At 67.0% G+C, this 21,855-nt stretch carries 30 protein-coding genes; 25 read left to right on the plus strand and 5 right to left on the minus strand.

Annotation, left to right across the window (positions count from 1 at the left end):
• The first annotated feature begins 21 nt into the window (after nt 1–21).
• The 3 genes from AACH00_RS16170 to sodC all read left to right on the plus strand — a co-directional run bounded on the left by AACH00_RS16170 (nt 22) and on the right by sodC (nt 1,601).
• Nucleotides 22–489 carry an SRPBCC domain-containing protein gene (locus AACH00_RS16170; protein WP_341400206.1) on the plus strand — a complete coding sequence of 156 codons (468 nt, stop codon included), beginning with the start codon at nt 22–24 and terminating at the stop codon, nt 487–489.
• A 17-nt stretch (nt 490–506) separates the two neighbouring features.
• Nucleotides 507–902 carry a GFA family protein gene (locus tag AACH00_RS16175; protein WP_341400207.1) on the plus strand — a complete coding sequence of 132 codons (396 nt, stop codon included), beginning with the start codon at nt 507–509 and terminating at the stop codon, nt 900–902.
• A gap of 180 nt (nt 903–1,082) precedes the next feature.
• A complete protein-coding gene (gene sodC, locus AACH00_RS16180; RefSeq protein WP_341400208.1) occupies nt 1,083–1,601 on the plus strand; it encodes a superoxide dismutase [Cu-Zn] SodC in 519 nt (172 codons plus the stop codon).
• Nucleotides 1,602–1,626: 25 nt separating this feature from the next.
• Here sodC and AACH00_RS16185 read toward each other — a convergent pair whose 3' ends face one another.
• The gene (locus AACH00_RS16185; RefSeq protein ID WP_341400209.1) at nt 1,627–1,983 is read right to left on the minus strand and encodes a BON domain-containing protein; all 357 of its coding nucleotides are present in this window, start codon (nt 1,981–1,983) and stop codon (nt 1,627–1,629) included.
• Nucleotides 1,984–2,155: 172 nt separating this feature from the next.
• On the opposite strand from AACH00_RS16185, the gene AACH00_RS16190 reads away from it, so the two are divergent.
• The 7 genes from AACH00_RS16190 to AACH00_RS16220 are packed head-to-tail and all read left to right on the plus strand — an operon-like array spanning nt 2,156 to nt 5,532.
• On the plus strand, nt 2,156–2,569 hold the full coding sequence (locus AACH00_RS16190; protein ID WP_341400210.1) for an SRPBCC domain-containing protein: 414 nt from the start codon (nt 2,156–2,158) through the stop codon (nt 2,567–2,569).
• Nucleotides 2,570–2,619: 50 nt separating this feature from the next.
• Complete coding sequence (locus tag AACH00_RS16195) at nt 2,620–3,006, plus strand: VOC family protein (protein WP_341400211.1); 387 nt, start codon at nt 2,620–2,622, stop codon at nt 3,004–3,006.
• On the plus strand, nt 3,003–3,500 hold the full coding sequence (locus AACH00_RS16200; protein ID WP_341400212.1) for a GNAT family N-acetyltransferase: 498 nt from the start codon (nt 3,003–3,005) through the stop codon (nt 3,498–3,500). The genes AACH00_RS16195 and AACH00_RS16200 overlap by 4 nt, the downstream gene beginning before the upstream one ends.
• A 58-nt stretch (nt 3,501–3,558) precedes the next feature.
• Nucleotides 3,559–3,927 (plus strand): hypothetical protein, encoded by a 369-nt coding sequence (locus AACH00_RS16205; protein WP_341400213.1) that lies wholly within the window; start codon nt 3,559–3,561, stop codon nt 3,925–3,927.
• Between the two features lie 14 nt (nt 3,928–3,941).
• Nucleotides 3,942–4,517 carry a hypothetical protein gene (locus tag AACH00_RS16210; RefSeq protein WP_341400214.1) on the plus strand — a complete coding sequence of 192 codons (576 nt, stop codon included), beginning with the start codon at nt 3,942–3,944 and terminating at the stop codon, nt 4,515–4,517.
• Nucleotides 4,518–4,553: 36 nt separating this feature from the next.
• Nucleotides 4,554–5,009 carry a GNAT family N-acetyltransferase gene (locus AACH00_RS16215; protein WP_341400215.1) on the plus strand — a complete coding sequence of 152 codons (456 nt, stop codon included), beginning with the start codon at nt 4,554–4,556 and terminating at the stop codon, nt 5,007–5,009.
• A 4-nt stretch (nt 5,010–5,013) separates the two neighbouring features.
• Nucleotides 5,014–5,532 carry a GNAT family N-acetyltransferase gene (locus AACH00_RS16220; protein ID WP_341400216.1) on the plus strand — a complete coding sequence of 173 codons (519 nt, stop codon included), beginning with the start codon at nt 5,014–5,016 and terminating at the stop codon, nt 5,530–5,532.
• A gap of 19 nt (nt 5,533–5,551) precedes the next feature.
• Here the strand turns inward: AACH00_RS16220 and AACH00_RS16225 are convergent, their stop codons facing one another.
• A complete protein-coding gene (locus AACH00_RS16225) occupies nt 5,552–6,574 on the minus strand; it encodes a helix-turn-helix domain-containing protein (RefSeq protein WP_341400218.1) in 1,023 nt (340 codons plus the stop codon).
• Between the two features lie 143 nt (nt 6,575–6,717).
• Between AACH00_RS16225 and eat the strand changes: the two genes are divergently transcribed.
• The 13 genes from eat to AACH00_RS16290 all read left to right on the plus strand — a co-directional run bounded on the left by eat (nt 6,718) and on the right by AACH00_RS16290 (nt 18,606).
• Nucleotides 6,718–8,082: an ethanolamine permease gene (eat, locus tag AACH00_RS16230; RefSeq protein ID WP_341400219.1), complete on the plus strand. Its 1,365-nt coding sequence runs from the start codon at nt 6,718–6,720 to the stop codon at nt 8,080–8,082.
• Nucleotides 8,083–8,114: 32 nt separating this feature from the next.
• On the plus strand, nt 8,115–9,518 hold the full coding sequence (locus AACH00_RS16235) for an ethanolamine ammonia-lyase subunit EutB (protein WP_341400220.1): 1,404 nt from the start codon (nt 8,115–8,117) through the stop codon (nt 9,516–9,518).
• On the plus strand, nt 9,515–10,384 hold the full coding sequence (gene eutC / locus AACH00_RS16240; protein ID WP_341400221.1) for an ethanolamine ammonia-lyase subunit EutC: 870 nt from the start codon (nt 9,515–9,517) through the stop codon (nt 10,382–10,384). Before AACH00_RS16235 ends, eutC begins: the two co-directional genes overlap by 4 nt.
• Before the next feature lie 278 nt (nt 10,385–10,662).
• Entirely contained in the window at nt 10,663–11,463 is an 801-nt protein-coding gene (locus tag AACH00_RS16245; protein ID WP_341400222.1) for an alpha/beta hydrolase, read from the plus strand.
• A gap of 73 nt (nt 11,464–11,536) precedes the next feature.
• Complete coding sequence (locus tag AACH00_RS16250; RefSeq protein WP_341400223.1) at nt 11,537–11,935, plus strand: cupin domain-containing protein; 399 nt, start codon at nt 11,537–11,539, stop codon at nt 11,933–11,935.
• A gap of 49 nt (nt 11,936–11,984) precedes the next feature.
• The gene (locus AACH00_RS16255) at nt 11,985–12,449 is read left to right on the plus strand and encodes a hypothetical protein (protein ID WP_341400224.1); all 465 of its coding nucleotides are present in this window, start codon (nt 11,985–11,987) and stop codon (nt 12,447–12,449) included.
• Between the two features lie 6 nt (nt 12,450–12,455).
• Nucleotides 12,456–13,067 carry a GNAT family N-acetyltransferase gene (locus AACH00_RS16260; RefSeq protein WP_341400225.1) on the plus strand — a complete coding sequence of 204 codons (612 nt, stop codon included), beginning with the start codon at nt 12,456–12,458 and terminating at the stop codon, nt 13,065–13,067.
• Nucleotides 13,064–13,390 carry a low molecular weight protein tyrosine phosphatase family protein gene (locus AACH00_RS16265; RefSeq protein ID WP_341400226.1) on the plus strand — a complete coding sequence of 109 codons (327 nt, stop codon included), beginning with the start codon at nt 13,064–13,066 and terminating at the stop codon, nt 13,388–13,390. The genes AACH00_RS16260 and AACH00_RS16265 overlap by 4 nt, the downstream gene beginning before the upstream one ends.
• A gap of 55 nt (nt 13,391–13,445) precedes the next feature.
• Nucleotides 13,446–13,823, plus strand: a complete 378-nt coding sequence (locus AACH00_RS16270; protein ID WP_341400227.1) for a VOC family protein — start codon at nt 13,446–13,448, stop codon at nt 13,821–13,823.
• The gene (locus AACH00_RS16275) at nt 13,810–14,391 is read left to right on the plus strand and encodes a hypothetical protein (RefSeq protein ID WP_341400228.1); all 582 of its coding nucleotides are present in this window, start codon (nt 13,810–13,812) and stop codon (nt 14,389–14,391) included. Before AACH00_RS16270 ends, AACH00_RS16275 begins: the two co-directional genes overlap by 14 nt.
• 39 nt (nt 14,392–14,430) lie before the next feature.
• Nucleotides 14,431–15,231, plus strand: coding sequence for an alpha/beta fold hydrolase (locus AACH00_RS16280; RefSeq protein WP_341400229.1), 801 nt, complete (start codon nt 14,431–14,433; stop codon nt 15,229–15,231).
• A complete protein-coding gene (locus tag AACH00_RS16285) occupies nt 15,228–15,590 on the plus strand; it encodes an antibiotic biosynthesis monooxygenase family protein (protein ID WP_341400230.1) in 363 nt (120 codons plus the stop codon). The genes AACH00_RS16280 and AACH00_RS16285 overlap by 4 nt, the downstream gene beginning before the upstream one ends.
• A gap of 127 nt (nt 15,591–15,717) precedes the next feature.
• Nucleotides 15,718–18,606 (plus strand): PAS domain S-box protein, encoded by a 2,889-nt coding sequence (locus tag AACH00_RS16290; protein WP_341400232.1) that lies wholly within the window; start codon nt 15,718–15,720, stop codon nt 18,604–18,606.
• Nucleotides 18,607–18,634: 28 nt separating this feature from the next.
• Here the strand turns inward: AACH00_RS16290 and AACH00_RS16295 are convergent, their stop codons facing one another.
• The 3 genes from AACH00_RS16295 to AACH00_RS16305 form a co-directional block, all read right to left on the minus strand.
• The gene (locus tag AACH00_RS16295; RefSeq protein ID WP_341400233.1) at nt 18,635–19,261 is read right to left on the minus strand and encodes an exopolysaccharide biosynthesis protein; all 627 of its coding nucleotides are present in this window, start codon (nt 19,259–19,261) and stop codon (nt 18,635–18,637) included.
• A 9-nt stretch (nt 19,262–19,270) separates the two neighbouring features.
• The gene (locus AACH00_RS16300) at nt 19,271–19,429 is read right to left on the minus strand and encodes a hypothetical protein (protein WP_341400234.1); all 159 of its coding nucleotides are present in this window, start codon (nt 19,427–19,429) and stop codon (nt 19,271–19,273) included.
• Between the two features lie 125 nt (nt 19,430–19,554).
• Nucleotides 19,555–19,851 (minus strand): TIGR03643 family protein, encoded by a 297-nt coding sequence (locus tag AACH00_RS16305; RefSeq protein ID WP_341400236.1) that lies wholly within the window; start codon nt 19,849–19,851, stop codon nt 19,555–19,557.
• Nucleotides 19,852–20,006: 155 nt separating this feature from the next.
• On the opposite strand from AACH00_RS16305, the gene AACH00_RS16310 reads away from it, so the two are divergent.
• Both AACH00_RS16310 and AACH00_RS16315 read left to right on the plus strand, forming a co-directional pair.
• On the plus strand, nt 20,007–20,486 hold the full coding sequence (locus AACH00_RS16310) for a hypothetical protein (protein WP_341400237.1): 480 nt from the start codon (nt 20,007–20,009) through the stop codon (nt 20,484–20,486).
• Between the two features lie 138 nt (nt 20,487–20,624).
• Nucleotides 20,625–21,851 (plus strand): pectate lyase family protein, encoded by a 1,227-nt coding sequence (locus tag AACH00_RS16315; RefSeq protein ID WP_341400238.1) that lies wholly within the window; start codon nt 20,625–20,627, stop codon nt 21,849–21,851.
• Nucleotides 21,852–21,855 lie beyond the last annotated feature (4 nt).

The following is a 21,855-nucleotide window of genomic DNA, read 5'->3' on the forward strand; positions in this document are numbered from 1 at the left end:
ACACCTTCCCAAGGAAACACCATGTCCGACGACCGCATGATGGCCACCTCCCGAATCCTGCCGTTTCCGCCCGAGGCGGTTTACCGCGCGTTTGAAACGCCCGAGCTGCTGGCCGCCTGGTGGGGACCGGACGGCTTCACCAACGCCTTCAAGGTGTTCGAGTTCAAGGTGGGTGGGCGCTGGATCTTCGACATGCGCGCCCCCAATGGCCAGACCTTCGCGAACAACAATGTGTTCGTCGATCTACAGCCGGGCAAGGCCGTGGTGATCCGGCATGCCGGCTTGCCGTACTTCACGCTCACCGTACGGCTGGCTCCGGTGGCCGTGGAGGGCGCCGCGACGGTGGCCACGCTGCTGACCTGGGAGCAGTTGCTGGACGACAGCGCCACGGCCCAGGCCGTGCGCCACATCGTGCTGCCTGCCAACGAGCAGAACCTGGACCGGCTGACCCGCGTGCTGCAGGCCGCCGCCGGCCCTGACGCCGCCTGAGTGAAAGCCGTACCGCCATGACCCACCGAACCGCTTCCTGCAGCTGTGGCCAGCTTCAGGCCCATGTGAGCACCGAGCCGATCCGCGTGGCCGTGTGCCACTGCCTGGCCTGCCAGCGCCGAACCGGCAGCGTGTTTGGCGCCCAGGCCAGGTTCAGCGCGCACGCCGTGACCATGACGGGCACCAGCCATCAATACCTGCGTGTGGGCGACGAAGGCACGCGCATGGTGTTTCACTTCTGCCCCGACTGCGGCGCCACGGTGCACTTCGCGGCGGAAGGCTCGCCTGAGTCGGTGGTCATTCCGGTGGGTGCGTTCGCTGATCCGGCGTTCCCTGGCCCGACGTTCTCGGTCTACGAGGAACGCATGCACGGCTGGGTGCACATGCCCGTCGACATCGATCACATGGATTGAAGGGCGTGGTGCTGACCCCGGATGGCATCGTTGGATGAGGGGGTGAGGGCACAGGGTGCTTGGCGGCGCAGGGTGGCACTGTCATCATCCGAGAGTGCGGGCTTGGCGCCAGACCCGTGCACTTCCGCCAGCCCGCGGGCTGGATGCGGCGCCCGATTTCTGAAGCTGAAGGAAATGCCCATGCACCGTCTTCTCGTGGCCGCAGGTTTGCTGGCTGTCTTTGCCGGGGCCCAAGCGGCCGAGGTCAGCACCAAGTTGTATGTCGCTGAAGCCTCGGGCACCGGTGCCGCCATTGGCACCGTGCGCATCGCCGAAACGCCTTACGGTCTGGCGTTCTATCCGACCCTGTCGGGCTTGACGCCTGGTCTGCATGGCTTCCACGTCCATGAAAACCCGTCCTGTGCACCTGCGCAGCGCGATGGCGCACCAGTCGCCGCACTGGCCGCCGGTGGTCACCTCGACCCCGCCGGCACCAAGCGCCACGGTGAGCCCTGGGGCGACGGCCATCTGGGCGATTTGCCCGCGCTGTTCGTGGCGGCCGACGGCACCGCCAGCAACCCGGTGCTGTCGCCCCGGCTGAAGCTGTCGGATGTCCGTCAGCGGTCGATCATGGTGCACGTCGGCGGCGACAACCACGCCGATCACCCGGCCATGCTGGGCGGTGGCGGCGGCCGGATGGCTTGCGGCGTGATCGACTGATCTGCGGCCGCAGGCGCTCAAGCCATCAGGGCTTGAGCGTCAGCTCGTCGTGAAGGGCATGCACGCCCTCCGCGTTGCGGGCCACCATCAGTGCCTCGTCGATCTGCGCCTGGGTGTTCAGCACCCCGTTCATGCGCACATCGCCGTTGGTGGTTTCCACGGTGATGTTGAAGCCCTGAAGCCGTTCGTTGCGCTGCAGCGCCGTCTTCACGTGCTCGGTCACATCGATGTCCGACACATTGGCAGCCGGCACGGAAGCCATCGGCCCGGCTGCGGCCACGATGGCCTCGGCCGGCTTGCTGCAGCCGGCCAACAGCAACGCTGCGTAGAGGGTGGTGGCCAAGGTCGTGGCAAAACGAAGCGATGCGGTGCGTGTGGGCATGTTGGGCTTTCAGAGGTTGTGGGCATGGCGCGCCCTGGTGGCGCTTGGCCGCACCATCGTCTGATTGGCCGGGCGCGTCGGTGCGACGCCGAACACCGCCTCCGTGTTTGCGCTGCTTCCCTCAGGGCCCGTGCGCGCCAGAATAGGGCCCGACCAGCCGGAGCACCTACCCATGCAGATCACCGTGAGCACCTTTGTCGCCGCCCCTGTTGCAGAGGCCTGGCGCGCCTACACCACGCCTGAGGACATCAAGGCCTGGAACACGGCTTCGCCGGATTGGCACACCACGGCCGCCACGGTTGACCTGCGCGTGGGCGGCCAGTTCTCATCGCGCATGGAGGCGAAGGACGGCTCCTTCGGCTTTGATTTCGCGGGCGAGTACACGCACATCGTGCCCCTGCAAAGCCTGGCTTACCGCTTCGGTGACCGGACGGGCGAGGTGACGTTCACGCCGGCCCCGGGTGGTGTCAATGTGGCTGTCACTTTCGAGAGCGAGCCGACCCACTCCGAAGAGCAGCAACGCACCGGCTGGCAGGCCATCCTCGACAACTTCGCGCGGCACGTGGTGGCCCTGCACGCCGGCTGAGCAGATCGTTTCGCCAGCCCACAACCGCCCCTTCAATCCAGGAGAACGCCATGAAACGAGTCACCGGCATCGGCGGCATCTTCTTCACTGCCAGAGACCCCGTGGCCCTGCGCGCCTGGTACCAGCGCCACCTGGGCATCGACGTGCAGGCCTGGGGCGGCGCGGCGTTCGAGTGGGTGGACAGCGCCGGTGAGCCCACCCGCGGTGGCACCGTCTGGTCCATTGGTGATGTGCGAGCAGCGCCTTTTGCCCCCAGCGCCGCCTCGTTCATGGTGAATTACCGGGTCGATGACCTGACCGCGCTGTTGCAAGCCCTGCGCGACGAGGGCTGCCAGGTGCTGGAAGCGACCGAGGCCGGCGAGCACGGCCAGTTCGGCTGGGTGATGGACCCGGAAGGCAACAAGGTGGAGCTTTGGCAACCACCTGCGGGCGCATGAGCCCCACCAGCGCAGCCGCTGACGTGGTGGTGATGCCGCTGCGCCTGCAAGCCAGCGCCATCGCAGCGTTTGCCGAGGCCTTCCGGGCCGAGTGGCCCGCCTGGTACGGCCCCGGTGGCCCGGGTGATGCCGACGCTGATCTGCACGCCTTTGCGAATGCCGACGGCGCCTTGCCGGTGGGCGTGATGGCACAAGGCCCGACCGGTCAGCCCGTGGGTGTGGCCGCCTTGAAGGCCATGTCGATACCCAGCCACGCGCACCTCACGCCATGGGCCTCTGCCGGCTGGGTTTCACCGGCTTGCCGCGGGCAAGGGGTGGGTGCTTTGTTGCTGGGCGCGTTGATGGAGGAAGCACGGCGACTGGGGCATGCGCAGGTGTATTGCGCCACGGCCACATCGGCCTCCTTGCTGGCGCGCCAGGGCTGGCAATGCATCGACGCCACCGTGCATGACGGGCATGAGCTTCAGGTCTTCAGCAAGGCGACGGACTGCTGAGTGAGCCGTCGCTGGGTTATCTTCAGCCGCCCACCCACGCCACGCCAATCCCAACTTGATGAAGCACCTCAACTACCTTGGCTCTGCCGTCTTGCTGGCACTGACGGTGTTTCTCGCCGTGATCCTGCTGCTGCCTGCACTGGGTGTGGCCATCAACTGGACACCCAAGACCACCCCGCACCGTTTGCTGGCCAATCCGTTCATCGGCTGGTGCCTGGTGGTGGCACTGGTGGGTGGCCTGGCGCTGATTCGCGCCGGCACGCTGTTTCAGCAATGCGTCTCGGCCCTCGTGCTGGTCGGGCTGATCTTTGGGCTGGCTTTGGCCACCGGCCTGTTCTGGGACGCCTGGCTGTCGCCCATGCTCGTGCTTGCGGCCTTGCCGGTGCAACGTGCCGCAACCGACGTGTTGAAGTCTCTGGTGCGCTGAGCGACCAACGCGTCATGCCGCACTTCATCAGCCTGCCCAACGAGATGTACCTGCTCTACGCGCTCATCCTCGCGTGCGAGATCGGCTTCTGGGTCGTCTTGCTGCTGGCTCTGGTGTGCCGGTATCTGCTCCGCCGTGAGCGGGCCAGCCGGGCCTTGTTGCTGGCACTGCCACTCGTCGACGTGCTGCTGCTGGTGTTCACCGCCGTTGACCTGCACCATGGCGCCACACCCACCTTTGCGCATGGGTTGGCTGCGGCTTACGTGGGCTTCACCATGGCGTTCGGGGCCTTGGCCGTTGGTTGGGCCGATGCCCACTTCGCACATCGCTTCGCGGGTGGCCCACCACCGCCAAAGCCGCCGTCACGCGGCTGGCCGGCCATTCGCTATGAGCTCCATCTCTGGGTGCGCTGCGTGGTTGCCTGCCTCATCACCATGTGTCTGGTTGAAGTGCTGCTGCAGGTGGTGGCCACGCCTGAGGCCAGCGAGCCGCTGCAAGCCTGGCACAAGCACGCCTTCGGCTGCATCGTCATCTGGTTCTTCTTCGGCCCGGTCTGGGCCTTGGCCACCGCGTGGCGCAAGGCCGGCTGATGCCTGGCCCGGCTCCGCAGGTTTTACAGTGACGCCATGAGTGCATTTTTCTACCGCCCGGCAACGCCCGCCGACATTGCCGAGTGCGTGCGCATTCGCGGCTTGACCCGCGAAAACGCCGTCTCCGAAGAGCGCTTGCGCAGCCTGGGCATCACCGTCGCGTCGTGGTCGGCTGATGTTGAATCCGGGCGTCTGCCCGGTTTCATCTGCGAAGCAGCAGGGCAGATGGCCGGCTACTGCTTCGGTGACAAGCGCACCGGTGAAGTGGTGGTGCTGGCGATGCTGCCAGCGTTTGAGGGCAGCGGGGCAGGGCGCAACTTGCTGAACCTGGTGGTGGGGCAATTGCGCGGGTTTGGCCACCAGCGCCTGTTCCTGGGCTGCTCGGCCGACCCTGGCTGCCGCTCACACGGGTTCTACCGCCACCTGGGCTGGCGCAGCACGGGCAGCGTGGATCACTTCGGCGACGAGCTGCTGGAACTGCTGCCTGGTTGACAGCATGCCCTCCACTGCCAACAACCCAGACGTGCCCGACGCCATCACCTGCCGGCGCGCCCTTCCCGAGGACTACCCAGCGCTGGGCCGCATGCTGGAGCTGTACCAGTACGAGCTATCCGACATCTGGGACCAAGACCTCAGCCCACAGGGCGAGTACGGCTACGACCTGACCGAGCACGCGCGCGGTGAGCGCTTCTTCGCGCACGTTGCCCTGGTGGCCGGCCGCTACGCTGGTTTCGCACTGGTGGGCCCGGCCGTGGTCACACAAGCCGAGGGCCAGTGGATGGAGCAGTTCTTCGTGATGAAGAAGTACCGCCGTACCGGAGTGGGCACCGCGCTGGCACAACACACGCTGCGTGGCCACCCCGGGCCGTGGGAAGTGGGCCAGATCCCGGACAACCTGGCGGCCAGTGCGTTCTGGCGGCCGGTCATCGGCGGTCTTACCTCAGGGCAGTTCGAGGAAGTGCAGGTGACGGAGGGGTGGTGGCAAGGGCGGGTGCAGCGGTTCAGCGTCGCCTAGCTGCATGGCTGCATTCGGCTCAGCCGGCCCGGGCACGTTCCCGGGTGTCTGAGGGTCGCTCGCCGAAGTGGCGCCGGTAATCGGCCGTGAACTGGCTCAGGCTCCAGAAGCCGTGCTGCGCGGCGGCGTCTTGCACCTGCGTCACCCGGCCTTCGCGTAGCAGGCGTTGCACGGCATTCAGCCGCATGCAGCGCAGGTAGACGGCGGGGCTCTCGCCCACCACGTCCTCGAAGGCGTATTGCAGCGTGCGGCGGCTCACATGGAAGCGTTCGCACAGCTCGGGCACGGTCGGCACAGCATCGGGCTGCGATTGCAGATCGGCCATCACGGCGCGCACCAGGTCGCGTCGGCGGGCCGCACTTGGGCGGTCGGTGGCTTCATCAGCTCGGCCCTGGGCCTCCCCCAACGCCGCCAGCACCATGTCGAACACCGCTTGCTGCACATGCTGGCGCGCCTGCGGGTGTTGGCTGCCTGCAGCTGCCTCCATCGGGCTGCTCAGCACCTGGCCCAGGCCCTCGCGCAGCCGGGCGAGCGTGGCTGCTGAGCAGTGCAGCCAGCCGGCCTGGCGCAGGTCGCCGGTGTGCAGGGCTTGGCCGACGCGGCTGGCGTGCGTACGCAGGGCGTCGAGCCGGGTCACCACGCCGAAGATCCGGTGCCCGGCGGGCGTGCCCAGCTCGAACTCGTCGGGGTGGGCACACACCATCATGCCGTCATCGGCGGCTGCCTGGCCATCGATGCGGCTGCCGTCACGGGCCAGCGTGATGCCGACCCAGAGCGTACCCTCCGGGATGCGGCAACGCTGGCGCAGGGCCTGGCTGGTGCGCTCTTCAAACACCTGCAGGTCGTCCAGCCAGAGCTCCTGCAACTCGCCCTGAAAACGCCCGCGGCTGAGCTGGTCGTATTGCTGTTGCCAGCCGCTGAGGTTGTTGGCGTGCTGCCAGAGGTCGTCCACGCGGGCCACGCGCAAGCCGCCCGCCGCCGATTCGGCAGGCGCTGCGGCGAAACCGGTGCATGCATGCACCAAGGCGGGTTGTGCGGCCATGTGGATGGAGCGTGAGGTTTGCCAAATCGCGATAACGCCGCAGCTTGCATCACATCTACGCTCAGGGCATGCGGTTCAACCCGCTGTTTGCAAGCATCGCGCCAGGGGCAGGCCCACGCGACACAACAAGGAGGAATCCGGGCATGAGCAACTCTTCATCACACGGGCTGGCCAAGAGCCTGAGCACCTTCCAGCTCTGGGGCATTGCCGTCGGGCTGGTGATCTCTGGCGAGTATTTCGGCTGGAGCTACGGCTGGGCCTCGGCCGGCACGCTGGGCTTTCTGATCACCGCCGGTTTCGTGGCGCTGATGTACGGCACCTTCATCTTCAGCTTCACCGAACTCACCACCTCCATCCCGCATGCAGGGGGCCCGTTCGAATACAGCCGCCGCGCCTTCGGCCCCACCGGCGGCTACATCGCCGGCTTCGCCACGCTGGTGGAATTCGTGTTTGCGCCGCCCGCCATTGCGCTGGCCATCGGCGCTTACCTGAACGTGCAGTTCCCGGCACTTGATCCGAAGGTGGCCGCCGTGGGCGCCTACCTCGTGTTCATGACGCTCAATATCGTCGGTGTGCAGATCGCGGCCACGTTCGAGCTGGTGGTCACGCTCGTGGCCATCATCGAGTTGCTGGTGTTCATGGGCGTGGTGGCGCCGGGCTTCTCGGTGGCCAATCTGGTGAAGGGCGGCTGGTCGGGCCAGGACACGTTCAGTGCGGCCTCCATTCCTGGCATGTTCGCCGCCATCCCGTTTGCCATCTGGTTCTTCCTGGCGATTGAGGGCGTGGCCATGGCCGCCGAGGAAGCCAAGGACCCGAAGCGCTCCATCCCCATCGCCTACATCGCCGGCATCCTGACGCTGCTGGCGCTGGCGCTGGGCGTGATGGTGTTTGCCGGTGGTGCTGGTGACTGGACCAAGCTCGCCAACATCAACGACCCGCTGCCGCAAGCCATGAAGCTGATCGTCGGCGAGAACAGCGGCTGGCTGCACATGCTGGTGTGGCTCGGCCTGTTTGGCCTGGTGGCGTCCTTCCACGGCATCATCCTGGGCTACTCGCGCCAGATCTTTGCGCTGTCGCGGGCCGGCTTCCTGCCTGCGGTGCTGGGCACCGTGCACCCCACGCGCCGCACGCCGCACCTGGCCATTCTGGCCGGTGGCGCGGTGGGCATTGCCGCCATCTTCAGCGATGAGCTGTTCACCTTCAACGGGCAAACGCTCACCGCCAATATCGTGACCATGTCGGTGTTCGGTGCCATCGTCATGTACATCATGAGCATGGCCAGCCTGTTCAAGCTGCGCCGCACCGAGCCCGGCCTCGAGCGCAGCTTCCGCGCGCCGCTGTTCCCGTGGTCACCCGGCTTTGCGCTGGTGGGCGCGGTGGTCTGCCTCATCACGATGGTCTACTACAACCCGCTGATCGCCGGGGTGTTCACGGGCCTGATGGCCGTGGGCTACCTCTACTTCCTGAGCACGGCCAAGCGCCGCAGCGGCTTGCTGACCGCCGCTTGACGCCGGGCCACCCGCAACAAGGCTGAGCACGCATGAGTTCTTTCGTCCACACCGTGGCGGGGCAGGTGTACCGTTTCGATGACCTGCGCACGCTGATGGCCCAGGCCAGCCCCGAGCGCAGTGGCGATCTGCTCGCCGGCGTGGCGGCAGACTCAGCGGCTGAGCGAGTGGCGGCGCAGATGGCCCTGGCCGATCTGCCGCTGCGCACCTTCCTCAGCCAGAGCGTGGTGCCGTACGAGGACGACGAGGTCACGCGTCTCATCATCGACACCCACGACGCCGCCGCCTTCGCACCGGTGGCCCACCTCACCGTGGGTGGCCTGCGTGAATGGCTGCTGGGCGACGACGCCGATGAGGCGGCGCTGGCCGCACTGGCCCCCGGGCTGACGCCCGAGATGGTGGCGGCGGTCGGCAAGATCTCGCGCAACCAGGACCTGATCGCCGTGGCCCGCAAGTGCCGCGTGGTCACCCGCTTTCGCAACACCATCGGGCTGGCCGGGCGGCTCTCGACCCGGCTGCAGCCCAACCATCCCACCGACGACAGTGCCGGCATCGCCGCCAGCCTGCTCGACGGCCTGCTTTACGGCAGCGGCGACGCGGTGATCGGCATCAACCCCGCCACCGACAACGTGCCGCAGGTCATCCAGTTGCTGCAGATGATGGATGCGGTGATCCAGCGTTACGGCATCCCGACGCAGAGCTGCGTGCTCACCCACGTCACCAACACCATCCAGGCGATCGAGCGTGGTGCGCCGGTGGACCTGGTGTTCCAGTCCATCGCCGGCACCGAGGCAGCCAACCGTGGCTTCGGCATCGATCTGGCGGTGCTGGCCGAGGGGCAGGCCGCAGCGCTGTCATTGCAACGCGGCGCGGTGTTCGACGACACCGGCAAACGGGGCGAGCACGTGATGTATTTCGAGACCGGGCAGGGCAGTGCGCTGTCGGCCGGTGGCCACCACGGCTGTGACCAGCAAACCCTGGAGGCGCGGGCCTATGCGGTGGCGCGGCGCTTCAAGCCGCTGCTGGTGAACACCGTGGTCGGTTTCATCGGCCCCGAGTATCTGTACGACGGCAAACAGATCATCCGCGCCGGCCTGGAAGATCACTTCTGCGGCAAGCTGCTGGGCCTGCCCATGGGCTGCGACATCTGCTACACCAACCACGCGCAGGCCGACCAGAACGACATGGACGTGCTGCTCACCGTGCTGGGCGTGGCGGGCTGCAGCTTCATCATGGGCATTCCGGGCTCGGACGATGTGATGCTGAACTACCAGACCACGTCGTTCCACGACGCGCTCTACGCCCGCCGCGTGCTGGGCCTGCAACCGGCGCCCGAGTTTTTGCGCTGGCTGGAGCAGGTGGGCGTGTTCGAGCCCGGCGCCTTGGCCCGCCTGGCCGCACACATGCCACCGCAATTCGCGCGCCTGCTGCCATGAGCGATCAACACCGCCCCACCGTCACGCCCAACCCCTGGTCGGTGCTGCGCGCGCACACGCCGGCACGCATCGGCCTGGGCCGCGCGGGTGTCAGCCTGCCCACGGCGCAGATGCTGGAATTTCAGCTGGCCCATGCCCAGGCGCGTGATGCCGTGCACATGCCACTCGACACGGTTGTTTTGACGGAGGCGCTGCAGGCGCAGGGCCACAGCACGCTGGCCCTGCACAGCGCTGCGGCTGACCGCGCCACCTACCTGCAGCGCCCCGATCTGGGCCGCCGGCTCGACAAGCCCTCGCGCGAGTTGTTGCTGGGCCAGGCTTCATGCGTTGCGACCGAGGCCGGGCAGGGTGATGCCACCGCACCGGGCTGGCGCCACGACATTGCTTTCGTGGTGGTCGACGGCCTGTCTGCGCTGGCCGTGCAACGCCACGCCGCACCGGTGCTGCAGGCCGTGATGGCGCGGCTGGCCCAGTCGCCAGCGCCCTGGCGGGTGGCGCCGGTGTCCATCGTGCGGCAGGGCCGTGTGGCGGTGGGCGACGATGTGGGCGGCCTGCTGGGCGCCAGCATCGTGGTGGTGCTCATCGGCGAGCGGCCGGGCTTGAGTTCGCCCGACAGCCTCGGCATCTATCTCACCTGGGCGCCGCAGCCCGGCCGCAGTGATGCGGAGCGCAATTGCATCTCCAACGTGCGGCCCGAGGGGCTGGGCTTCGAGGCTGCCGCGCACCGTCTGGGTTTCCTGCTTGACGAGGCCAGGGCCCGGCGCTTGACCGGCGTGGCCCTGAAGGACGAAAGCACGCCGTGGGGTGATGAGGCCAGGCTGACGGGCACTGCGCCGACCTTTGCGCTGACCGGGCCGGATCGCTAGCGCGGGTTGCTGTTGAACTGGGAGAGGCACAACCGAGGTGGCAAAAGGCTGTGGCAAAAGGTTGTGGCCAAAGGATCTGGCCAACTGATTTGGCCAAAGGATGTGCCCAACAGACATGGGCAGAATCAAGGCCCTCTGACGCCCCCTGGCCCGCGCCTTCGTTCATGCCCGCCTGCTCCCCTGTTTCCCGTTCGCGCCTTGGCGCTTGGCTGTTTGCCGCCGCAGCTTCATTCGCAGTTTCATCCGCTGCTGCCGCCACACCCGCGCCTGCAGCCCCGGTGCCTTTCACGCTTGAAGGCACCGAGGTGGTGGCCACACCGGCGCCGCGCCTCAAGCGCGACTACGAGATCTACGTCAGCCTGCCCGCCGACTACGCCACCTCCACCCAGCGGTACCCGGTGGTGTACGTGACGGACGCGCCCTACGCCTTCCCCTTGATGCGCGCGATTGCCGGCCGGGTGGATCGCCACGGCGTCGGGCTGGAGGCCTTCATCATGGTGGGGCTGAGTTATGCCAAGGGCGAGAGCGGTGTGGTCAGCCGCAACCGCGACTACACGCCGACCGAGCGCTTGTCAGAACGTCGTCCTGGCGACGGCGTGTACGGCCAGAGCGCTGCCTACCTCGACTTTCTGGCGCAAGACGTGCTGCCGCTGGTAGACCGCCGCTACCGCACCGACCCCGCCCGCCGCGTCTTCGTGGGCCATTCCTACGGCGGCCTGCTGGGTGTGCAGGCGATGCTGGACAGACCCGGTCTGTTCAGCCATTTCATTCTGGGCAGCCCGTCGCTGTGGTTCGATGACGAACACCCCGTCAAGGCCTTGCGCCAGCGCAAGTCGGGCCAGCCGCCGATGACCGCCAAGGTGCGGTTCTACGTGGGCGCCCTGGAGCAGCCTAGCCGCGCGCATCCCGACAACGAAGACATGGTGGGACAGACGAACCGTTACGTGGCCGCGCTGCGCAGGCAGCAGCCATCCGGGCTGGACGTGAAGGCCACGGTGCTGGACGGCGAAGACCACGCCACGGTCTTCCCGCGGCTCATCACCCAGGGGCTGGTGTGGGCCTTGCCCCGCCGCAAGTGAAGGCGCCGACCTTGGGGTTGTCAGCCTGTTGGCGAGCATCGCAATAATGCGGTGCGAATGACTGGAGGCAAGCATGGTTCCCGAGATGTCCAGGCCGCTTGATCCGGCCGCCGTTTATGTGTTGCTGGGGGCAAACGGTGCGGCTGTGCCGGTGCCCGGAGGCGAGGCTTTCTGGGGCCAGTCCGATGCCGCGCTCGACGCTGCCGGCCGGAGCTGGATGGTGTCGGAATACGCCTTCAGCGCCGATTGGCCCAACTGGGAAATGCACCCCCAGGCCGACGAGTTCGTCTACCTGCTCGAAGGGGACGTGACCCTGCACCTGGAGCTGCCCGAAGGCTTGCACCTGCAGCGGGTGACCGGCCGCGGCGCCGTGCTCATTCCGAAGGGCGTGTGGCACACCGCCAAGGCCAGCACACCGTGCCGCATGCTGCACATCACCCTGGGCAACGGCACGCAGTCGCGGCCGGCGTGACCTCGAATCAACAACCTCCAGCACCTGGCCATTTTTTGAAGGCAAACCCATGAACGCACGCTTGCACCACGGGCTCGCCCGGACCCTGTTTGCTGCTTGTTTGGCCGCTTCGTCGGCCTCTGGCCGGGCTGCCGATGTGGTGCCCAGAGCTGGCACCGAGCAGACTCTGACGCTGGCCTTCCAGGCGCAGGCCACCGTGCCGTCGTCCACGCTCAACATCCAGTTCGTTGGCTACCGCGACAGCCGCTGCCCGGCCGATGTGCAATGCGCCTGGGCTGGCGAAGCGCAGGCGTTTTTCTGGGTCACCGGCGGCTCGCTGCAGCCGCAGGTGGTGGTGTTGCCCTGGAGCGGCTCTACGCCCGCGCGCAGCGGTGTTCAGGTAGGTGCTTATGGCTTTCAGCTCATGACGCTGGAGCCGCGCCCCCTGCAGGCCGGCCGTGTCTCGCCGTCTGATTACAAGGCGACGCTGACCGTGCGCCTGGGCCAGGCGGGCGGTGCGCGCAACCCGCAGTGAGCCTGGATGCACGCGCTTGAATTCATCGCCGCCGATGTCGACGTTCACCGGGAACCTCTGGTCGAGCTGAACGTGGCCTACCTCACCTGGGTGTTTGAGGAGCTGGCGGCGCTCTTGGGCGTGAGCGTGCACACGCTCATCGGCCAGTCGGTGGAGGCGCATGTGCGTGCGGGCATCAACGAGCTGTGTGGCTGCAAGCCGCCCGCTGGCCGCTTCTACCTGCTGCGTGTGCGGAGTGCATCTGCAGGCGCATCCGATGAATCACCCGACTGGCTCTGGGCCGGCATGGGCGGCCTGCGCGACCTGGGCAAGCTGAGCCAAGGCGTCGCCGAAATCAAGCGCGTCTACATCCGCCCGGCGTTTCGCGGCCAGGCGCTGGCCAGCCAGCTGATGCAGCGCTTGCTGGCTGATGCCTCAATGCTTGGCTACCAACGGGTGTGCCTGGATTCCGCGCAGTTCATGCAAGGCGCCCATCGCCTGTATGAGCGGCATGGCTTTGTCGATGCTGCGGCCTACCCGGGCACCGAGGTGCCGGCCGAGCTGCATCCGCACTGGCGCTTCATGGCTCGCTCGCTGGGCGCTGGTGCCCCATCGCTTGATCCGGCGGCCAGCGCATGAACGTCTTGTTCCTGTGCAGCATGAACCGCTGGCGCAGCCCGACGGCCGAGGAGGTGTTTGCTGCCCATCCGGGCATCGTGTGTGCATCGGCGGGCTTGAACCGTGGCGCGGAGAACCCGTGCACGCCCGAACTGGTCGAGTGGGCCGATCTGATCTTCGTGATGGAGCGCCAGCACAAGGCCAAGCTGTCCGATACGTTTCGCCAGCACCTTCGTGATCAGCGCGTGATCTGCCTCAACATCCCTGACAACTACCGGTTCATGGACCAGGCGCTCGTCAAGCTGCTGCACGCCAAGGTCGACCAGCATTTGCCGGCGGCATGAAGGCGTGAATGGCAGCGCCATGGCTTGTCACCGCAACTGAAAACCACTCCGACCCATGCTTCACCACCTGTCCTTCGCCGTGGCCGACCTGCAGCGCAGCGCCGCCTTTTTTGACGCGTTGCTGGGCGCCTTGGGCTTTCGCCGTGTATTTGAAGACAGCACCGCGATTGGCTACGGCGTGGAAGACGGCAAGGACAAGTTCTGCATCAAGTGGCGGCCTGAGGCCGTGGCGCCCGGCCCGGGTTTTCATCTGGCCTTTGCTGCGCCTGATCGTGGCGCGGTGGACGCCGCACATGCGGCTGCGCTGGCGGCCGGTGGCCAGTGCAACGGCCCACCCGGGCCACGGCCGCATTACGGCGCGCACTACTATGCCGCTTTCCTCATCGACCCGGACGGACACCATGTGGAGGTGGTCATCAATGCGCCGATCTGAATGGCTGCGCGTGTCGGGCAACGCACGCATTCTTGCGGCCTGGATGGCCTGCGCCTGCATCGCTGCCGTCCCGGCGCAGGCCGCAGAGCGCGGCGATGCGCTGGAGCCTGCGCTCTGGGGCAGTACGGCAAGCGATCTTCATCAACGGTTTCCCGACCTGAGGGTGCAGCCCTGCCGCGAATGGGCCCGACAGGCCGATGATGAGCGGGACATGGCCTGCGAGGCATACACCCTCTCCCCCTACCAGTTGGCTGGCCGCGCCTTCGTGCTCACTTTCCGCTTGAGCAAGTCGACGGGCCGGCTCGTTGAGACGGAGCTGTTCGATGTGACATCGTGGTCAGGCGAGCCGGAAGACGTGGTGGCTCAATGCCGGACGCTGGAGCAGGCACTTGCGCAAAGGTTGGGCATGAAGCAATGGCGTGATGTGAGTGCGTCGGGTCCGGAGCCGCGGCTCAAGCCGTATGACTCTGAATGGTGGTCGGAGACAGGCCGGACGCGATTTGAGCTGGCGTGCCGACCCATGCATGGCTTGGGTCTGGTGGTCTCGCTGTTGGTCCGTCGAGGGTGAATGTGCCGTCGAGGCCTTTGCAATGTATGCAGGAGTGACATGACATTTCGAATCAGACGTCTGACTGTGGTGATCAGCCTGGCTGGTTTCGCGCTGCAACCCGTCATGTCCGGGGCTGCGTCGCATGACGAATCTCAGGCCCCCTCCGTGGAACGCCTCACCCTGCAAGACACTACCCGCCAACGCGCGGTGCCTCTGGCGGTGTACCGCCCCGCGGCGGGCTCAGCCTGCCTGCCGCGCGGAGACTGTCCGGTGGCCTTCATCAGCCCGGGTTACGGCGGCTCAGCCGATGGCTACGGCTTTCTGGCCCGGGCCTTGAACCGGGCGGGTTACCTGGTGGTGGGCGTGCAGATGGAGTTGCCCGGCGACACGCCGATTCCGACCACGGGCGACGTGCAGGTGGTGCGCGCCCCGTTCTGGCGCCAGGGCGCTGACACGCTGGGCTTCCTGCTCAAGACGCTGCCGCAGACCTGGCCGGCCTACCAGTGGCAGCAGGTGGTGCTGATCGGCCACTCCAACGGCGGCGACATTTCCGCCTGGTTTGCGCGCGAGCATCCGGCACAGGTCTCGGCGCTCATCACGCTGGACCACCGCCGCTTCCCCCTGCCGCGCACGGCCACACCGCGCACCTTGACCCTGCGCAGCGCCGACCAGGTGGCCGATGCCGGCGTGCTGCCGAGTGCGACTGAACTGCCAGCCTCACACACCTGCGTGGTGCCGCTGCCAGGCGCCCTGCACAACGACATGCATGACGGCGGCCCGCAGGCGCTGCGGCACAACATCGAAGCGGTGGTGCTGGGTTTCCTGCAGCAGAACGTCTGCCCGAAGGCGCATCCATGACGAGCCCCGCCCAGCCCCTCTACAGCGCCACTTTCATCTTCGCCAAGGGCGAGTGGGACGATGAGTTCCATCGCCTCGATCAAGCCATCGCCGCGGCAGCCAAGGCCACGCCGGGCTATCTGGGCGAAGAGTCATGGGAAAACACCGCCACCGGGCTGGTGTCGAACGTCTACTACTGGGCCTCGCTGGAAGCCCTGCAGTCATTGATGCGCCACCCTGTGCATCTGGAAGCCAAGGCCCGGCAGGCGAGCTGGTTGAACGGCTACCAGGTGGTGGTGGCCCAGGTGCTGCGCACCTACGGCGACGGGCAGCTGGCCGGGTTGATCGCGAGTGCTGATCTGCCAGTGAAGCCAGGTTGATGTCAAACAGACGCTGCCGCTGAAGAAGTACGCCCGGGCGCGGTATGTGAAGGTAAAGTGCGCAGCATTGTTGTATCGAAGCCAATGTCCTGGCGCCTGAGCTGTGAGGTTTGACCGCATTCGACGCATGTTCGCCCTCTGTTTGCTGCTGTTGGCGGCATCTTGGGGCTATGCGGCGGTGCCTGCTGTGGTGGCTCCCAAGCCCGGCAGCATCACGGTGGTCATCGACAACAACTACCCGCCGTACATCTTCAAGGACCCCGCCACCGGCGAAACACGCGGTCTGCTGAATGACCGCTGGGCGCTCTGGTCGCGCCATACCGGCGTCGAGGTGAAGCTCAAGCCGATGGACTGGGCCGAGGCGCAGCGGCAGTTGCTGGCCGGTGAAGCCGACGTCATCGACACGCTCTTCGAGAACGACGCCCGGCGCAAGCTCTACGAGTTCTCGCAGCCCACCGACACCATCGACGTGCCGGTGTTCTTTCACCGCAGCCTGGCGGGTGGCATCGGCATTGATGCGCTGCAGGGTTTCACCGTCGGTGTGAAGGACGGTGATGCGTGCGTTGACACGCTGAAGGCCCGCGGCGTCACGTCGATGAAGCGCTACCCGGGGTACTCGGCGGTGATCGAGGGCGCAGCACGCAACGAGGTGCAGGTGTTCTGCGTCGACAAGCCGCCGGCGATCTACCTGCTCAGCCAGCTGGGCCTGGCAGACCAATACCGGCACTCGGTGCCCTTGTCGAGCGGCCAGTTCCACCGGGCGGTGCGCAAGGGCCAGGGCGCCTTGCTCGCCTGGGTTGAAGCGGGCTTTGCCGGCTTGCCTGCCGCCGAGATGAAAGCGCTGGACGACCGCTGGCTGGGCAGTGCCATCACTGACGATGCCCGCGTGCCCTGGCGTGACTGGCTGCGCTGGGCGGCTTATGGCACCGGCATCGTGGTGCTGGGTGGCCTGATGCTGGTGTACTGGAACCTGGCGCTGCGCCGCCGGGTGCTGGCCCGAACGACGGAGCTGGAGGCTGCGCGCCAGCAGGCCGAGCGGGCGGTCGCCCAGCTCAAGGCCACGCTGGAAGCCATTCCCGATCTGATGTTCGAGATGGACATTGAAGGCCGGTATCTGGATGTGCGCACCGGCCGGGCTGACTTGCTGCTGGTGCCCGCTGCCCGGCTGCTGGGGCGCACCCTGCATGAGCTGATGCCACCCGAGACCGCGCAGGTGGCTCAGCAGGCGCTGCAGGAAGCCGCCGAGACTGGCCGCTCCACCGGGACGCAGATCAGGCTGGAGCTGGCGGGCGGCGCACGCTGGTTCGAGTTGTCGGTGGCCCGCAAGCCGGCCGAGGCGGGGCAGCTGGACCGGTTCGTGGTGCTCTCGCGCGACATCACCGAGCGCAAGGACGCCGAGCTGGCGGTCCGCCAGAGCGAGCAGACGTTCCGCAATTTCTTCAGCTCGGGCTTGATGGGCATGGCCTTCAACCAGCCCAACGGCAGCTGGGGCGAGGTGAACCAGGCGCTGTGCCGCATGCTGGGCTATCCGCCTGAAGAGCTCAGCGGCATGCGCTGGGCCGACATGACGCACCCGGATGATCTGCCTGCCAACATCGCGATGTTCGAGCAGATGGCCCGAGGTGAAATCGAGTCGTACACGCTCGACAAACGCTTCATCCGCAAGGATGGCCAGATCATCGACGTGGCCGTGGCCGTCTGCTGCGAGCGCGACAGCCAGGGCGCCATCCTGCGCAGCTTCGCCATCGTCGACGACATCAGCGACCGTCTGCGCGCCCGACGCGCCTTGTCTGATTCACGCGAGGAGCTGGAGCGGCGCGTGCAGGAGCGCTCGCAGGAGTTGATGCTCGCCCGTGACCACGCGCAGCAGGCCAGCCGCGCGAAGAGCGAGTTCCTCTCGCGCATGAGCCATGAGCTGCGCACGCCGATGAACGCCATCCTCGGCTTCTCGCAGCTGATGGAGCTGGACGCCGGCCTGGACCAGCGCAGCCAGGGCTACGTGAAGGAAATCCTGCGGGCCGGCCGCCACTTGCTGGAGCTGATCAACGAAGTGCTGGACCTGGCGCAGGTGGAAGCCGGCAGCATCCGCCTCAGCCTGGAGCCACTGGCCGTGGACGTGCTGGTGGGTGATGTGCTGACGCTGCTGAGCCCGCTGCTGCAAAGCCAGGCGGTGAACGTGCAGGTGCTGGATCTGCGGACCTTCCAGGTGCAGGCCGACCGCACGCGCCTGAAGCAGGTGCTGCTGAACCTGCTGACCAACGCCGTGAAGTACAACCGTCCGGGCGGCCAGGTGCTGATCCGCGCCGAGCGGCGGGCCGATGGCAACCTGCGCATCATCGTGCGCGACACCGGCACCGGCATCGCGCCCGAGCGCATGTCACAGCTGTTCGAGCCGTTCAACCGCCTGGGTGCCGAGCAGCGCGCGATCGAAGGCACCGGCATCGGTTTGAGCATCAGCCGCCAGCTGGTGGAGTTGATGCACGGCGCCATCGGCGCCAGCAGCAAGCCGGGCGAAGGCAGCGTGTTCTGGCTCGATCTGCCGATTCCGGATGCGCCGCAGGCCGTGGTTGACACCCTGGTGTTGCCCGGCCCCGTGGACGCTGACCAGGCGGGCACGTCGGCCCACCCGTGCCGGGGCGACCTGCTGTACGTGGAAGACAACCCGTCCAACGTCGACCTGGTGGCCAGCATCGTGGCTCGTCACCCGGCCATCACCTTGCGCGTGGCCACCAGCGGTGAGGAAGGCCTGGCGATGGCGCAGGAGCAACGGCCTGATCTGGTGCTGCTGGACATCCACCTGCCCGGCATGAGCGGCTACCAGGTGCTGGAGCACCTGCGCGCCGACCTGTTCACCCGCGACATCGCCGTGGTGGCCCTGACCGCCAGCGCCTTGACCGAAGACGCCGAGCAGGCGCGGGTGGCAGGCTTTGACGACTTCATCGCCAAGCCCATCAACCTGCTGTCGTTCGAGGCGATGCTGCAGCACCGCCTGCCGCCGGCAGAGCAAGCCGGCTGAAGTTGGCGATGCCAGCGGTGTAGGTCGCTCAGACCGGCCACTGGCGCAGCAACTGGTTCACCCAGTCACCGCCCCATTCCACTGCCAGCACACCCAGCGTCAACATCAGCGCGGCGGTGGCCACGGCAGTCAGCTGGCCCAGCATGACGGACACGCCGTCGCGAAACACCAGCCCGACGCCGATCAGGCCGATGGAAATCGAAGGCAGGAAGTTGCCGAGCGGAATCGGCAGCACCACGACCACGGCCATCACCGCGACCGTGGCGGCAATGCCGCGCCGTGCTGCGCCATGCTCACCGTTGCCCAGTGCCCAGGTCAGCCGTTCCTTCGACACGTGGTGCGCCATGCCGTACAGCCGCGCCAGCGTGCTGAGCACCCGGTGCGCGTTGTCGCGCGACATGTCGACGTCGCTCACCCGTTGAGGCAGCCGGGCCTCTGCCTGCCCGCACCACATCGGCCAGGTCATGGTCAGGATGCCCAAGCCGAACACGGTGCCGGCACCCGGCAGCGGCAGCATGCAGGCCAGTGCCAGCAACAACAGCAGGCTGCCGTGCGCCTGTGCGCCGTGGGCCTGTACCAGTCGGGCCACCGAGACCCGGTCCGTATCCAGCGCGGCCGCGGCTTCCCGCAGCCGCTGGGCCAGCGGAATCGTCATGGGCGGCGATCAGAGAATGGCCGACACCACGGTTCCGGCGCCGAACAAGCCGCTGATCGTGCCGAGCAAACGCACGTCGCGCTTCTCGCAGCCCTGGCGCCACGCCTGGAATGCGGTGATGGCAAGGGTGGCGGCCATCAGGCCGAGCAGCAGAGAGGTGATGTCCATGAGCGTATCCAGTGATGAAGCTGCAGTTTGCAGTGCACAACGGTCTGGATAAAGCAGCGTATCAGTGATGAAGGTTCCGGTCTTTCCGAAGTATTCGGCGCCCGTAAGGCCAGCGTCCTGGCCACTCAGCGTTGAGGGAATCTGTGGTTGGCGCGGTGGCGCAGCACCGTAGGCAAACCAGCCGGCCGCAGCGCCGCATGCTTGGTTTTGCGGCCCTGAACGCGCTGGCGCCAGAGCCGGTAGGAGCTGGCTTTGAGCGACTGCCGCATCAGCGCGATGACGGCCGATTCGTTCAGGCCGAACTGGGCCTCGATGGCCTCGAACGGCGTGCGGTCTTCCCAGGCCATTTCGATGATGCGTGACGCGCTGGCGTCGTCGAGTTCTTTGCCCGGCGGGGCAGCGGTGTGGGGCACGGTGGGCATGGGCCGGTTTATACCGTTGGGGACATGCCCGCGTGCGGACAGGGCCTCCTGCCGCGGTCACGTTTCGCTCAAGACATGGCGGGCGTATCCGCTCACAGTGGGTCATGGCCAATCGGGCCTTCTCAGTCTGGACAGCACGGGAGCCGCACAAGCCCATGGATACCCCTCAAGGCAGCGCCGAGCAAAGGCGCCACCATGCTCATCTCGATGCCTTGCGCACGGCCACCTCGCACGTCCTCGACGCGGTCGAGCTCATCCATCACTGGTGTGTCGAGACCGCCTTCCACATCGACCGCTCCACGCCTGCCTCCGAATGGTTGAGGTTCACCGCCGCGCTGGTGAGCGAGCTGCGCGAGCTGGGTGCAGCCATCGAGGCGGAGTTGCTCAATGCCCGCTTGCGAGTGCTGGACGGCGACGAAACCCGGGTGCTGTTCCTGTGCACCGATCAGGGCCGGTTGATCCTCACGCTCGCCGGACTGATCGAGTCCTCGCCCGGCCAGCCCGTGCGTGAGCTGGAGCGCCGGGTGCAGGCGCTGGCCCGCATCGAGCATGTGGCGCAGACGGCCCACTCGGCCATCACGCGGATCGACCTCTTGTCCAAGCGCTGGGGCCTGCGACAGGCCGCCGCGCAGTGATGGTCGCTGCTGCGCCACGGCGCGCTGGTAACAAGCTTCAGGGGATGTAACCGGTACCGCTTCGTAACCGGTCCGGCGGACCTGCGCGGTTGAGACTGGCGTCGAACTTCAATGCCGACACGCCAGGAGCGAACTCACGTGACACACCGACCCCTTCTTCTCGCGGCCACCACCGCTGCCTTGCTGACCGCCCTTGTGGCCTGTGGCGGTGGCGGCGGTGCCGCCGCAGATGCCCCAGCCACCGACACCACCACGGGCAGCGGGTCGTCTGGCAGCACTGGTGGCAGCACAGGTGGCAGCACCGGCGGATCAACGGGGAGCACCACCTCGCCGACCGTGCCGGCCGGTGGCCACAGCGGTGGCTGGGCCGGGGTGGTGACGGGGGGCGGCAGCGTGGCGGCGGTCACGGTGTCCACCGCCGCTCAGATGCAGGCGGCCATTGACGCCTACAGTGGCTCGGGCGGGCTGGTGCTCCGCTATGACGGCCGCTTCGACTTCGCCACCATCACCGACCCCTGCACCCAGTGGAAGCTGCCTGCCGGCACCGTGGTCGAGATCAAGGGCAAGCGGGATGTGACGATCGAGGGGGTCGACGGCTCGTCGGCCAACTTCGGCCTGGCCGTCAAGGCCGATGCGTCGAACATCATCATCCGCAACATGACGATCGGCTTGCTGCCCGGATCGATCGACGCCATCGGCGTCGAAGGGCTCAGCGGCAAGTTCCCCGGCTACCTCTGGATCGACCACAACACCCTGTTCAGCAGCCTGAAGGAATGCGCGGGTGCGGGCGATCTGGAGTTCGACGGTCTGTTCGACAACAAGGCAGGGGCACACCACATCACCTTCTCCTACAACCACCTCCATGATCACCACAAGGTCGGCCTGATCGGCTCCAGCGACAGCGACATCAGCGACCGCAACATCACCTACCACCACAACGTCTACCAGAACGTGGGCTCGCGGCTGCCGCTGCAGCGCGGCGGTTTCACCCACCTCTACAACAACCTGTATTCCGGCGTGTCGACCTCCGGCGCCAACATCCGCATGGGTGGCTACGCGCTGATCGAGGCGAACTGGTTTGAGAACGCCGTGAACCCGGTGACCGCGCGCGACAGCCCGAGCAACGGCTACTGGGACCTGCGCGCCAACAACATCCGCACGCCGGCCGACTTCGCAACCTACGGCATCACCTGGACGAGCGGTTCACCGTCGACGGCGCGCAATGCCGACGACTGGGTGACCACCGCCGCCTTCCCGGTGTCATTGCCCTACACCTACACCGCCCAGGCGGCCGAGTGCGTCAAGCGCAAGCTGGCCGCGGTGGCCGGCGCGGGCAAGGCGCTGGCCACGCTGGTGTGCGATTGAGGCT

The sequence above is a fragment of the Ideonella margarita genome, from assembly GCF_038066635.1.
GTDB classification, from domain to species: domain Bacteria; phylum Pseudomonadota; class Gammaproteobacteria; order Burkholderiales; family Burkholderiaceae_C; genus Ideonella; species Ideonella margarita.